General features: G+C 35.1%; 17 protein-coding genes. 11 read left to right on the forward strand and 6 right to left on the reverse strand.

Translation table 11 applies throughout. The features are described from left to right. Window positions 1-103: 103 nt before the first annotated feature. Together OEW78_RS07750 and OEW78_RS07755 are read left to right on the forward strand one after the other, a co-directional pair. The gene (locus tag OEW78_RS07750) at window positions 104-511 is read left to right on the forward strand and encodes a hypothetical protein (protein WP_300326506.1); all 408 of its coding nucleotides are present in this window, start codon (window positions 104-106) and stop codon (window positions 509-511) included. Window positions 512-944: 433 nt separating this feature from the next. Next, window positions 945-1,481: an SLC13 family permease gene (locus OEW78_RS07755; protein ID WP_366523051.1), complete on the forward strand. Its 537-nt coding sequence runs from the start codon at window positions 945-947 to the stop codon at window positions 1,479-1,481. Between the two features lie 181 nt (window positions 1,482-1,662). On the opposite strand, the gene OEW78_RS07760 is transcribed toward OEW78_RS07755, so the two are convergent. Both OEW78_RS07760 and thsB read right to left on the reverse strand, forming a co-directional pair. Further along, the gene (locus OEW78_RS07760; protein WP_300326511.1) at window positions 1,663-1,785 is read right to left on the reverse strand and encodes a hypothetical protein; all 123 of its coding nucleotides are present in this window, start codon (window positions 1,783-1,785) and stop codon (window positions 1,663-1,665) included. 110 nt (window positions 1,786-1,895) lie between these two features. Next, window positions 1,896-3,542: a thermosome subunit beta gene (gene thsB, locus OEW78_RS07765; protein ID WP_300326514.1), complete on the reverse strand. Its 1,647-nt coding sequence runs from the start codon at window positions 3,540-3,542 to the stop codon at window positions 1,896-1,898. 290 nt (window positions 3,543-3,832) lie between these two features. Here thsB and OEW78_RS07770 point away from each other — a divergent pair, with 290 nt between their 5' ends. Further along, complete coding sequence (locus OEW78_RS07770; protein ID WP_300326517.1) at window positions 3,833-4,321, forward strand: Hsp20/alpha crystallin family protein; 489 nt, start codon at window positions 3,833-3,835, stop codon at window positions 4,319-4,321. A 640-nt stretch (window positions 4,322-4,961) separates the two neighbouring features. Here OEW78_RS07770 and OEW78_RS07775 read toward each other — a convergent pair. Next, a complete protein-coding gene (locus OEW78_RS07775; protein WP_300326520.1) occupies window positions 4,962-5,114 on the reverse strand; it encodes a hypothetical protein in 153 nt (50 codons plus the stop codon). Window positions 5,115-5,138: 24 nt separating this feature from the next. Beyond that, window positions 5,139-5,408 (reverse strand): hypothetical protein, encoded by a 270-nt coding sequence (locus OEW78_RS07780; RefSeq protein WP_300326523.1) that lies wholly within the window; start codon window positions 5,406-5,408, stop codon window positions 5,139-5,141. Window positions 5,409-5,537: 129 nt separating this feature from the next. Between OEW78_RS07780 and OEW78_RS07785 the strand changes: the two genes are divergently transcribed. Next, entirely contained in the window at window positions 5,538-5,975 is a 438-nt protein-coding gene (locus OEW78_RS07785; protein ID WP_300326526.1) for a potassium channel family protein, read from the forward strand. Here the strand turns inward: OEW78_RS07785 and OEW78_RS07790 are convergent. Further along, entirely contained in the window at window positions 5,972-6,922 is a 951-nt protein-coding gene (locus OEW78_RS07790; RefSeq protein ID WP_300326529.1) for a lysylphosphatidylglycerol synthase transmembrane domain-containing protein, read from the reverse strand. The two genes, OEW78_RS07785 and OEW78_RS07790, sit on opposite strands and share 4 nt — an antisense overlap. Window positions 6,923-7,248: 326 nt before the next feature. Here OEW78_RS07790 and OEW78_RS07795 point away from each other — a divergent pair, with 326 nt between their 5' ends. The 5 genes from OEW78_RS07795 to OEW78_RS07815 all read left to right on the forward strand — a co-directional run bounded on the left by OEW78_RS07795 (window position 7,249) and on the right by OEW78_RS07815 (window position 10,280). Next, window positions 7,249-7,503 carry a hypothetical protein gene (locus OEW78_RS07795; RefSeq protein WP_300326532.1) on the forward strand — a complete coding sequence of 85 codons (255 nt, stop codon included), beginning with the start codon at window positions 7,249-7,251 and terminating at the stop codon, window positions 7,501-7,503. A 188-nt stretch (window positions 7,504-7,691) separates the two neighbouring features. Further along, window positions 7,692-7,922: a hypothetical protein gene (locus OEW78_RS07800; RefSeq protein ID WP_300326534.1), complete on the forward strand. Its 231-nt coding sequence runs from the start codon at window positions 7,692-7,694 to the stop codon at window positions 7,920-7,922. An 824-nt stretch (window positions 7,923-8,746) separates the two neighbouring features. Then, the gene (locus OEW78_RS07805; protein WP_300326537.1) at window positions 8,747-9,328 is read left to right on the forward strand and encodes an NAD(P)H-dependent oxidoreductase; all 582 of its coding nucleotides are present in this window, start codon (window positions 8,747-8,749) and stop codon (window positions 9,326-9,328) included. 35 nt (window positions 9,329-9,363) lie between these two features. Further along, window positions 9,364-9,681, forward strand: a complete 318-nt coding sequence (locus tag OEW78_RS07810; protein ID WP_300326539.1) for a hypothetical protein — start codon at window positions 9,364-9,366, stop codon at window positions 9,679-9,681. Between the two features lie 89 nt (window positions 9,682-9,770). Continuing rightward, window positions 9,771-10,280 (forward strand): dihydrofolate reductase family protein, encoded by a 510-nt coding sequence (locus OEW78_RS07815; protein ID WP_300326542.1) that lies wholly within the window; start codon window positions 9,771-9,773, stop codon window positions 10,278-10,280. A 440-nt stretch (window positions 10,281-10,720) separates the two neighbouring features. On the opposite strand, the gene OEW78_RS07820 is transcribed toward OEW78_RS07815, so the two are convergent. Continuing rightward, a complete protein-coding gene (locus OEW78_RS07820; RefSeq protein ID WP_300326545.1) occupies window positions 10,721-10,846 on the reverse strand; it encodes a hypothetical protein in 126 nt (41 codons plus the stop codon). Between the two features lie 575 nt (window positions 10,847-11,421). Between OEW78_RS07820 and meaB the strand changes: the two genes are divergently transcribed. Beyond that, entirely contained in the window at window positions 11,422-12,339 is a 918-nt protein-coding gene (gene meaB, locus OEW78_RS07825; RefSeq protein ID WP_300326548.1) for a methylmalonyl Co-A mutase-associated GTPase MeaB, read from the forward strand. 4 nt (window positions 12,340-12,343) lie between these two features. Beyond that, window positions 12,344-12,959, forward strand: a 616-nt coding sequence (locus OEW78_RS07830; protein WP_300326551.1) for a methylmalonyl-CoA mutase family protein, incomplete at its 3' end; no start/stop codon positions are given.

A 12,959-nucleotide genomic window follows, 5' to 3' on the forward strand; every position in this document is an offset into this window, starting at 1 on the left:
AAAAAGAATCCTACTCCTGGAACCGAACGAACTCAATCACAAACGCTTGAACGGATTCGAATAAATTCAAAATTCCTTAGAAGAATGAGAAAAGAATTCAAAGATGGCTAAAAAACTTGGACCTCCAATATTTCTTGGAGTTTTCACCATATTGGCAATTATATTTTTGACAGGTGGTGCATCTGATGACAAAGACATTCTTCGTCAAACATTTCATGTTGAAGCAATTTTTCATGACGCAGGTTATGTGGAAGTCTCTTATCTGGACAATTCTGGCAAAACATCTTTGGTTGTCATGGAAATCCTTGGTATGGGTGATACATTTCAAAAAACATTTTCTGATTCTGAATTTGTTGAAATTGTCCCATTTACAAATGAGCCAAAATATGGCTGGGCAATTCATCCCGTTGTTTTAGAAATTGATCATGAGGAATTGGGTCATATTCAGTTAAAAACAGAAATTTATTCGTCAGGACAACCTGTACCTCCGGTAATCTACTCTCTTCCTTAGGTCGTATATGAGATCAAGTCACCAAAACCAGAGCCGAGTGCCTGCGAGGCAGAATAAAAAAAGAAAAGTGAAAATTTAGTTAAGAGTTGACATTTCTATCTTTTGAACAGGATGTTCAAATACCTCGTGATGTGTGGTTGCTATCTGTTCCTTGTTGAATGTTAGGGCACATCTATAACATCTCCACACTGTAACAGTCTGCATTAATTTGACATTGAATTGAATAATATAACACTGACGAAGGAATTATCAGTGAGTTATAGACAACAAGTATTCCTATAGTTTTACTATCTTCAGAATGGTGAATATTTCATAAAACTGTAATATTTGTTTGTCTCAAACTGATATTTTCTCCTGAAAAAATAAAGAAGAGTAATTTTCTAATAAAGTCAATAGGTTGATTGAACTTCCATTTGTAGAAGATTATACAATCGTGCTTTTCTCTGTGCTGATTTTATTTATGATCACATCAACGTCATCTAATGGTGTTGTTAAGAGTCATCTGTTAGATCTAAAATCTGCAAGAAAGATTTCTTGGAGCATACTTGTTTTGATTGGTGGGGGAATATCTCTGGCAGGAGGTTTTGCATCATCTGAGTTGGACCTTCAGATAGCTAATCAACTGTCGTTTGTAGGAGGAATGGAGTATTTCTTGATAATCCTAATTGTTGTAACAGTTACAATATTTTCCGGTGAGTTGATGAGTAACACTGCAGGTGCTGCCTTGATGCTGCCCATAATGGCTGCATTGTCTACAACTTTGAGCATTAATCCGATTTTACTTATGGCACCTGTTGCAATTGCCACAAGTTACGGGTTTATCCTGCCTATTGCAACACCTCCAAATACAATAGTCGTTGGAAGTGGATATGTAAGTGCTAAAAACATGGCAAGATTTGGCATTCCGTTAAATCTCATAAGCATAGTGTTTGTGTCTGTTTTGATTACAGTCTTGGTACCACTAGTTTAGGGATAATAATTATAAATTCTTTTTAATATTATTGGTGTATATTCATTTGAAAAATCAATCTGAAGACTGTTAAATTATGATGGCGTTTTACCATGTCCCGTCGAAATAGAACACGGATATCTATCTGATTGTAAAAATTCTTGTCTTGATGTATTGATAAAAAACCAATTAAAACACAAACTCAAATCTCCTTTCTTCTATTGTTGTCAAAATAATACAGTCGTATTTCTTCATGATCAAAGTTTGCTTTAACATAGGTGGTTTTACCACTCAATGCAACACCGATCATAAGCACATAATCCATTTACATCATTTGTTAGACCAACTAATTACAGGTTTTCAATTAATTGGAAACCATTCTATATCACATACACATAATAATAAACTAATTTTCATGTCTTGAAATCTATTTTTCTATTCCATACCCATTCCGGGCATGCCTCCCATTCCTCCTTGAGGTGGGGCCGATGATCTAGACGATGCAACAACGTTATCGATTCGCAGTATCATGTTTGCAGTCTCAGTAGCTGACTTTATTATCTGCTCTTTGACCTTGACTGGCTCTATTATTCCTAGTTTCTCAAAATCAGCAATCGTTCCATTAATGACATCCACTCCGGTGAATTTTTCCCCTTTACTCTGTTTTGATCTTAGTTGCGTAATCGTATCAATAGGATTCATTCCTGCATTTCTTGCAAGTGCAAGCGGAATGGACTCCATTGCATCAGCAAACTTTTCAACTGCAAGCTGATCCCTGCCAGAAAGCGATTTTGACCAGTCTCTGAGTTTTAGCGCAATAAAGGACTCAGGCGCACCTCCACCATAGACAATCTTTGGTTTTTCAATTACATCCTTTACAACCATCAGTGCGTCATGCATTGACCTGTCTGCCTCGTCAATCACTCTTTGAGTGCCGCCTCTTAGCAGCATACTGATTGCCTTTGGGTTTTTGCACCCTTCGATGAACACCCAGTTGTCCTCTTCTACTCTTCTTTCCTCCACGTTTTCTGCCAAGCCCAACTCTGTATCATTTAGGTCATCTACTCTTCCCACTATTCTGCCTCCAGTAGCTTTTGCAAGTTTTGTCATGTCACTTTCCTTGATGCGTCTTACTGCAAGTATTCCCTCCTTGCTAAGATAGTGCTGGATAATGTCATCTATTCCCTTTTGGCACAAAACAACATTTGCGCCAGTGGATTTTATCTTGTTTGACATGTCTTTGAGCATCTGATTTTCCTCTTCCATGAAGGATTTTATCTGGTTGGGGCTAGAGATGTTTAGTTTTGCCTCAAACTCTGTCTTTTTAATCTCTAGTGCCTCATTGATTAGAGCAATCTTTGCATTCTCAATTTTTCTTGGCATGCCGCTATGAACAATTTCCTTATCAAGTATTATGCCACTTACCAACTCACTATCAGAAATTGAACCACCTGTCTTTTTTTCTATCTTTATGTTGTCAAGATTTACCCTGAATGTTCCGTTTTTCTCTTCAATGACTGCCAGTACTGCATCAACTGCCAATTTGGCAAGATCAGTTGCCTCAATTGATACAAGCTTTGTCTGCATTGACGTGTTTGCAATCTTTTCAAGTATTTCCTTATCTTTTGGTTCAACGTTTATTGTAATTTCAGTCAAAAATTCCATTGCCTTTTTTGAGGCCTTTTTGTAACCCTCGGCAATTATTACGGGATGAATGTCATCATCAATTAGTGATTCTGCCTTTTCAAGCAAAGCACCTGCCAAGACAACTGAAGATGTTGTTCCGTCTCCCACTTCGCTATCTGTAGCCTTTGCCACTTCCACCATCATCTTGGCAGCAGGATGCTGCACGTCAATTTCCTTTAGGATTGTTGCCCCGTCATTTGTAATTGTAATGTCTCCCAATGAGTCCACAAGCATCTTGTCCATCCCTCTTGGACCAAGACTTGTCTGAATGATTTCTGCAATCAGTTTTGCAGCCCTGATGTTGTTTCTTTGTGCATCCCTTCCACGGGATTGTCTTGTTCCCTCCTTTAGCAAAATTATGGGAACGCCTTCCGGTGTAGTTCCAACTTGAGACACAGACTCTGGTTTGTTTTAGTATATTTATGGTGATGATATGATTTTCATTTCTGAAATGAAAAAATATAGTTTTAAAATTAACAGTCCATGTGTTTATGAGTTGATGTACATCAAATCTATACAGTAAAAATGACTATGTTGATATCTTCATTTATCTGCGTCCCATTCCAATTAAGATTTAACATTAAATTGATGCTCTTGCTTTTTGTCACAACCAGACAATATGAAAATAAAAACCAAAACTGACAATCTACATAAAGTACAAATTCTTTTTTGATACATTATGCTCAATGAGTATTGAAAATAAGGACAAAGAGAAAAAGGAAGTTGTTCCATTTTGGCGTTCAGGATTTGATGAACTAGACAGAGTCTTTGATAACTTTAAGCGAGACTTTGAGCATGTCTTGACACCATCATTTGTAACAAAACCACTACATCATGTGTTTGAGTCATCAACCTCATGTGACCTTATAGATGAGGGAGACAAGTTTGTAGTTACTGCAGACATGCCACGGATAAAAAAAGAAGAAATCAACCTCAATGTAGGTGATGACTATATTGACATCTCAGCTGAGCACAAGGAATCTGAAGAGGAAAAGAAGAAAAAATACATTAGAAAAGAGCACAGCGAGGTATCAATTCATAGAAGAATGTCTCTTCCAGAGAGAGTAAAATCTTCTGATGTCAAGGCCAAACTAAACAATGGAATATTGACAGTAGAGATCCCAAAGGAAAAACCAACACCTCAACCAAAGACCACTAAAATCAATATAGAGTAATAACATCTCCCTACTTTTATTTTCTAAAAATGTAGAATTGAGGTATCGTCGATCAAAATTTCTATCGGTATTTTCGGAAAAGTTTCGGGAAATCTCCGAAAAGATACCGAATTGATAGGAATAATCGATCAAACTACAGACACTCTCAGAATGTTTTACCGAATTGATAAATGACATCTCTGAATTGATACCGAAAAGAAAAATTCCTAGACTGGATTGATAGTTCATTCCACCGAATTGATAACTATCTTTCCGGGGAGTCAAAATGATTTTACTGGAATGATACGCAGAAAAAATTTCTAATGTGCCGGAAAGATACTGGAAAAACCAAACTGCAAAGCATCTAAAGACAAGATCAAAGAATAAGACACAAGATCCTGTCTAACAGAATCATGTTTCTAGTAAATCATACCAAAAAAAGATATTGCTTATTGAGTATACTTGGGCATTATTTGACAGTTTTAGACAATACTTGACGTTTTTGGACAAAAGTGGACAGTTTTAGGCATTTTCATTGGACAGAATTGGACATTGTTCAGAAATGTCCAACAAAAAGGCTTTAGGTCCACCTCAAGGCTCCCGGTAGAGGCTTGAAAAGTCTTGGTAACGCAGTTTATCCTTGGTATATCACAATTTAAAATCAATTTTTTGGTTTTTTGTCAGGAATCCACCACAACCAGATTGATGACATTAGATCAGTAAAACCACCCATGTTTCCATTGAGCAGCTTTAGATTTTGTTCCATTACATTAAGTGTGGTTTCAGCAATTTTTGCTTGGTTTGAATACGACATACTTGCAGACTCGTAAAACTTCTTTCAAGTGTCATTATACAAGTCAGTATTCACATTTGATCCATTTTTTGTCAAGAAATTGTCTTGATATTCAAATATCTTATCTGTGACCTGCTTGTAGTGTTTTAGATATTCCAGATATACTTTTCCAAACAATTCGTTTCTCTGTGTGACTGTTTTTTCAACTTGCCTTTGAAAATTATCTGAATAATCTTTGTATGTTTGAAAATTGCTTTTCCCTTGTTGATTTTCACTAGATGGAGTTAATTTTGATTCTTTGTGTACGTCTTGCATTTCACGGTTAATTGTTCATTAAAATTGATTATTCTTGAAAACTGTTTTACTCGATAAATAAAATAGGTTTGTTTTCTACTTTGAAAATCTTATTTTGGTTTTTAGTAGTCCTCTAATCCAATACTTTTATTGAGACTACTAATTTTTGTAATTGTACTATTTGCATTGATAATTGGTGGAAGTGGAATGGCCATTTATCTTATTGAATCTCCTCACGAAGATGCACAAATCACTACACTTCTTGATGCATTTTGGTGGGTATCAGCTACTGTGACCACCGTAGGATATGGTGATGTGGTACCTGTAACTGAAATTGGAAGAATGATGGGTATTGGATTAATGTTTGTCGGAATCTCAATTATAGGTATAATGATTTCAGCATTTGGTGCTGTTCTGATTGGTTCAAGACTAAAAAAACATGAATCAGTTGAATCCTCTACAAAATCTCTAATTATAAGAAAAATACATGAAATTGAACATTTAGAAAAACATGAAGTAGAATTGCTGATTTCTATGGTAAAAGACTTGCATGATGAAGTAAAAAATAACCGAAAGAAACATGGTTAATGAGACTGTCTTTGCTTTTTCAAAATATTACGAGTGAAACCTATTCCTATTATTGTTGCAAACCATGTGGTGGTTAATCTTGTTAATATGACAAGTGAAGTTGCAACAGAAAGTTCCAATCCTTGCTGTACTAAAAGAAAATCTGCTATACTTTCATTGACTCCTATTCCTCCTGGTAAAAATGACAAAACGCCATATCCAATTGAAGTAAAATAAATTTGAGAAATTAAGATGTATCCTAAATCAACGTTTAATACAAGAAATGCCACATACACTGCCATTGAATCTATACACCACCCAAAAATACTAAACAACCAACCCTTGGTCATATTTTTTGAATTGGTCAAAATATAAAATGAATTACTTGTTATATCATCTGGAAGATTTTTTGATATGAACTTAATTTTTGAGATTTTTTTGTATGTAAATTCTGAAAACCTCTTATTTTTTATCAATACATACACTCCAATGAGAATAACTGAAGATATTATAAGTAGAGAAATTGAAACGGAACTAAAATACATGAAAATACTTACAAGAATTATTGTTGTGCCTGCAAGCAAATCGTGATACCTCTCCATAAAAATAACTGAAATTGATTTGTTAGTAGGAATTTGAAATTGATTTTTCAAATAAATTGATTTGATAAAGGTGCCAACACCGCCAGGCGTATTAATTAATGATAATCCTGCCATGTAAATGACTAAATTTTGTACCCATGGGATCTTTTCTCCAAGATTATTTAGTAATTCTTTTTGACGGAAACTCTTTACAATGTGAGATAGAAAAACAAGGAAAAGGATCAAAAATAGAAATTCTGCTCTAATCTGCAAAAAATGCTCAAAAATTTTCTCTACATCTGAAACTAAAATGAAAACAACATAAAATACTACAACTAAAAGTATGACCCATAGGAATTTCCTTTTGATAAATTGTAAAATTTCCATATTCTTTTTTACATTTATTCTATTAAAAGAGCAAAAAAGTTAATCGATTCTGAAAATCACAGATATGCTTAAGTTAATAAAATTCTTTGAAATGTTATACAAAAAATTGGTAGATGGACCAAAAGCAGACAAATGTGCATCTATCTATCTATCAAGGAAATACATCTTTATAATTTTACATTAAAGGTTCTGGAGACATCACTGTTTATCATGATGACAAAGTAACCAAACTTCATAGGGGTGGAACCGTTTCAGGTAAAAAAATTAAAATCAAAAGTTCATCATACACATGGATTTCAGGAACATATGTTGGACCTTCTGATGAGATGGACCATGAACAAGAGTGGTTTGCAAGATCTGGACAATGGCAAACAGTGTATAGTGGTGAAAAGTCCAAATTGTATAGAATTTTAGGGCCGGTCACTCAAAGAGATAGCGACATACTTGTTTCAGTTGATGGAAAACAGACGGGGTGCTTTTTGCCTAGATCTCAAAGTATTGATGTAAAGGGTAAGCGTATTAGAATAAAGAAGAAACGAGGACCTGCTTTTGTCAGCGGTTTTGCTTACTCTTTAAAGTAATTTTTCTGTTTCTATAATTCTGAAAAAATAATCTAATTTTATTGTTATTTTATGGAAATTGTAACTGCAAGAGATTTGCTTGACGCATATCAAGATGTTATTCAAGCGATAAATCCTTAGAATGAGCATGAAAACCAAAAATGAAAATTATCCTTATGCAATTTAACTTTGATTATGTGAAATAGAATATGGATTTAGGACTCACATTTGTCAATTTTGTATATTGTGAATTTGAGGGTAATTGGCAAAAAACATCCGAACTATCTCAAGATGCAGAAACCTTCGAGGCGATGGAGGATAATGCCACAATTAATACTAGAACATTCACAGAAGAAAAGACACAATATTACATGAAAAAAGGTGCCAAGATAACGATAAAAGATCACGTGTTAAAATTTGATAAATCTGAACTAGCATGACTGCCATTAGGACAAAATCAAATATTATAATAAAAATTCTTGAAACCTCAAAACACCCATTCTTAATAATAGGATTGTCATGAATAGAACTAGCTGGCCACTTACTATTGTCATAATATCTATATCTCTTACAATTTCATTTTTTCTTTGGTCAATTGGAATCTATTTTTTCTTTCTACCGATAATTTTTTTGCCATTTCTTAGATTTGTAAAATTCAAACAAAGAGGCTTTAAAACAAAAGTTTGTCTTGTATGTGAATTACCTTCTGATGGAAACTATTGTTCTAGATGTGGAACCAAAATTAGTTCATAGAATTTAAATGATGTTTGAGTTATTGTGAATTCATATTAAACCAAATTTGAAAATCAAATTCGGAGATTAAATGACATTTTTTTTAAAACCCTTTATGACAAAATGATGGTCAATTGGAATGGGTGTTTTCTTCATGATTATGGCAATTGATGCATATCAAATTCCTTTAGATGTTACAATAGTTGGAATGCAATATTCTATCTCAATACCTGAGGGTGTTGCACTGTGATTCTGAAATAGAACCATTTGATAAAATGCCTCCAGATGTTGCAAGATTTTGTTCATGATTCAGGATTTAAAATCAAATTCATTTTTTCAAGAATCTAAGATCTGTTTTTTAATTTCTTTATCGATGTCATTTTCAAGATCTCGTTTGGGTGCTCTTTCGGGCACGTTCATTCTTGCCGCTCTGTCCTAACCCCAGCACGACCTGTATGGGGTTATAGTTAGGCGGTAAAATAAGACCCACGTGTAACTAAAAATATATCATAGATTCATCAACCCACACAAGATGGGTCTAAAAATATTAGGTGTGGCCTCCAGTATGCGGGAGTCATCTTACAGTACACGTGTTCTAAAATTGACATTGGAAAAAGCAAAGAAAGATGCAGAAACAAATCTGTTGGACCTGCGAGAATTACAACTGCCAATGTATCGCCCTGAACAAAACAGTTCACCTGAACTTGACAAAGTTACAGAGTATGTAAAATGGGCCGATGCCTTTGTTCTGGCGTCTCCTGATTACCATGGTTCGATGTCTGGAGTAATGAAAAATTTCCTGGATTTCTTCTGGTCTGATTTTGCAGGAAAGACATTTGGATACATCTGCGCCTCACACGAAAAAGGACTCACAGTCATGGACCAGATGAGAACTGCTGTAAGACAGTGCTATGGATGGAGTATGCCGTATGGTATTTCAGTGAACTCTGACCAGGACTTTGACAAACAGGGAAACATTACAAATGAAAACATTCTCTCCCGTATTGAAACTATTGCCAGAGATTTGGTTGTATATGGAGATCTGATTGCAGGCCAATACAAAAAAGACCTTCAAAGTAAAGAGCCAAACACATTTGCTGCTCACTACAGATAAAGAACATTATAAAGACATCATGTTGAATCTATAATATGCGCAAGGAATTTGTAGTAAAAAGAATTGATTCGTCACCTGACGGTGCGCCTTACGTGATAGTTTTATTGACCTCATCAAAAGATCTTAAAGAGGGAAACAAACCTCAATTTGATCCTTCAAAAATGATGGACCCTACCAAAATGGGAGACATGGTAAAAGATCTGAACAAGATGCTTTCGGGCATGGGAGGAATGATGCCAGGTGGTAGTGGCACATCGCTAAAGCTTGACATGCACGAATACAGGAAGATGAATCTCTCAGTAGGAGACAAGGTCTATCTGGAACTCACCAAAGACGAAAACACTGGTGTTTGAGTTAATACATACATGGAAATTTAATCCATATCAAAATCATGTGTAATATAGAATATCATTATAATAAACAAAGAAAGATCAACCAATCCTTGAGAAAAATAAAACTATTCATCGCATCCAGTCTGGACGAATTCATTGCAAGAGAGAATGGCGATATTGATTGGCTTCCAAAAAATACGGTGTCTGGATATGATGATTTTATCAATTCGGTAGATACGGTGATTATGGGTAAAAAAACATACAACCAAGTACTGACATTTGGAGATTATCCTTACAAAGACAAGAAATCCTATGTCTTAACTCGGAGTAATGATTATCGCTATAACGAAAACATCGAATTCGTACTTGATGCTGAAAAATTAGTGAAAGCCCTCCTCTCAGATACAGGAACGAACATCTGGTTGATTGGGGGAGCAGAAGTAATTTCCACCTTTGTGAATCTCGGTTTTGTAGATGAAATAATTCTGTCAATAGTTCCTGTTGTACTCGGTAAAGGAATCCCATTATTCAAGGATATAGAAAAAGAGGTAAAACTTGAACTGATTAAAACTACTGATTATGATGCGCTAATTGAATTGCATTACAGGGTTTTGAAATAAACAAATTCCACGTACTGGATGTTAATTATTTAGTCATATCCACGTGTAAAAAGTACATTTGATCTGGGGCCCTCACTTGATTATTTAGAATTAGAGAGGTTTTGCAATCGCAATTTGATGATTGTCGGGATCTCTGACATAGAAAAATCTCTCACACCATATTGCGTTAGTTGACCCTGTTTCAATTCTATCCGAAAATGCAGGTATTATTTTACCAAAACAATCTTTTGAATATCCATCAGGTGAAGAAGGATTTAATTTCATTCAGATCAAATGACAAATCTTTTTTCTATCTAATTCCTTTCACAATGGCTCTATTAAACCAAAACTTCAATCAATTAACAGGCACTGCTATGATCATCGTCTACACCTTACACAAAAAGCAACTTGGATGAATACGTTGCCATTATCTCCAATGTTCTAACTGCAATGGCAAAATACTATTCCCTACATGCTCTGCATAAGCGAATCAGTACCATTCCACTTGTATTGTCCACATTACTATGAACTCTGGTCAATGTTACTTCGACCCCCACATCATGACATGCCTCACATGTTCCAATCATGGCCATAATCTCATTAACATGAGATAACCTGTAATATCAAAAACTGGTTAGATCTGGGTCAAAGATCTGACACTGCTTGGATTATCTATCTATTCTGAAAAAAGAAACATGTTCAAGGAATTTCTTGGGTTTATCTGGGATTTGATTTCTGGAAACTAGATTACAATAGCTTTTTCCTCAAACCAAAACCCTCGATCTGTAGTGGCAAGTCATACTGATCATTGCCTCCACGATATTCGTACCATGGCTCTTTCGGATCTTTGGGCTTTCCTACTTAATTAGAATATCATTGAGAATATCCTCTGGAAAACTCTGGACTATCTGATCCTTGATCTTGATGATCTCCTACAAGAAATCAGATTAGAACTGGAGAGATAAATTGAATTTCATTTGTGTTTTGTTTATCTGGGATTAGCTCGAATTAACGATCATTAACGGATTATTTTTAAATGGATATGTCGTGTTAAACATATCTTATTTTTTCAAATTCTGTAGATTTTAAAAATAATTGCTTTATCCGTTAAAAAATAGATTTACACAAGATTTTATTGCAGCTCTAAATCATTTACTACATCATGGATTTACTTGCTGATCTCAAAAAAGGTAAACGTGGTGCAATTGCTAAAGCAATAACTATTGTTGAAAATGATCAAATTGAAGCAAAAAAACTGTTGCAGAAAATTTTCAAAGATAGTGGAACCTCTTCAATTATTGGTATTACTGGACCTGCAGGAGCTGGTAAAAGTTCATTGATTAACAAAACTGCTATGGCTCTGAAAAAATTAGGCACAAAACCTGCCGTCTTGGCAGTTGATCCTACAAGTCATGTTACCGGAGGTGCAATATTGGGAGATAGAGTTAGGATGAGTGAATCTACTGATTCTGGCACATACATCAGAAGTATTGCATCAAGAGGTGCAACTGGGGCTGTTTCTCGTTCCTTGCGAAATAGCATCCGTGTTTTAGAATATGCCGGATTCAATCCGATAATTATTGAAAGTGTGGGTGCTGGCCAAACCGAAGTAGAAATTTCAAACATTGCTGATATCACTGTTGTTGTTTTTAATCCGAATACTGGTGATAGCATTCAAACTATCAAAGCAGGTTTGACTGAAATCGGAGATATCTATCTTGTTAACAAAAGTGATCTTAGTGGAACCAACCAACTTTTTGACGCAGTCCGTGATTTCATTGGAGATTCTGACAGAAATCCTATAATTCTGAAAACCTCTGTCAAAAAAAATTCTGGAATTACTGTTTTTGCAAAAACTCTGAAAGATTTGATGAAATCCAAAAAGAAATTCAAAGATATTAAAAATAATGAGCGCCTTGAGGCCGAACTAAAAGATATTGTTTTAAATAACATAAAAGAAAAGATTGATGATATGTTGGTTTCTGATAAAACATTTTCAAAATATCTTAAAAAATTACAATCAAAAGACATTGATCCATTTCAAGCAGGAGACAAAATTACAAAATCTTTGTTAAAGTGATACCATGGCTGCAAAAAAACCCTCCAAAACCAAAACCCCTGAAAAGAAGATTTTCACCGATTCTTCTTTTCCAGTAAAGCGTATCTATCAAAAATCAACAAAAAAGAGACCTGTGGAAGATTCAGGAAAATACCCCTTCACTAGAGGGATTCACCCTGAAATGTTCCGTGAACGATTCTGGACCATGAGACAATATTCTGGGTTTGGTGATGCCAAGCTTACAAATGAGCGATTCAAATTCATGCTTGAAAAAGGTCAGACTGGATTAAGCATGGCATTTGATTTGCCCACTCAAATTGGGTATGATTCTGATTCACCTCAAGCTGAAGGTGAAGTTGGAAAGGTTGGTGTATCCATCACGTCAATTAAAGATATGATGACTGCTTTTGATGGCATACCGTTAGGTAAAGTAAGTTCATCAATGACGATTAACTCTACTGCATCTACATTACTTGCATATTATATTGCAGTAGGGGAATCACAAGGCTTCAAAAGCACCGAACTGCGTGGAACTACCCAAAATGATATTCTCAAAGAATACATTGCAAGAAATACGTACATCTATCCACCACAACCCTCAATGCGATTAATTGGTGACATGATTGAGTTTTGTGCAGAAA

This window comes from Candidatus Nitrosopumilus sp., assembly GCF_029882185.1.
Taxonomy (GTDB): Archaea; Thermoproteota; Nitrososphaeria; order Nitrososphaerales; family Nitrosopumilaceae; genus Nitrosopumilus.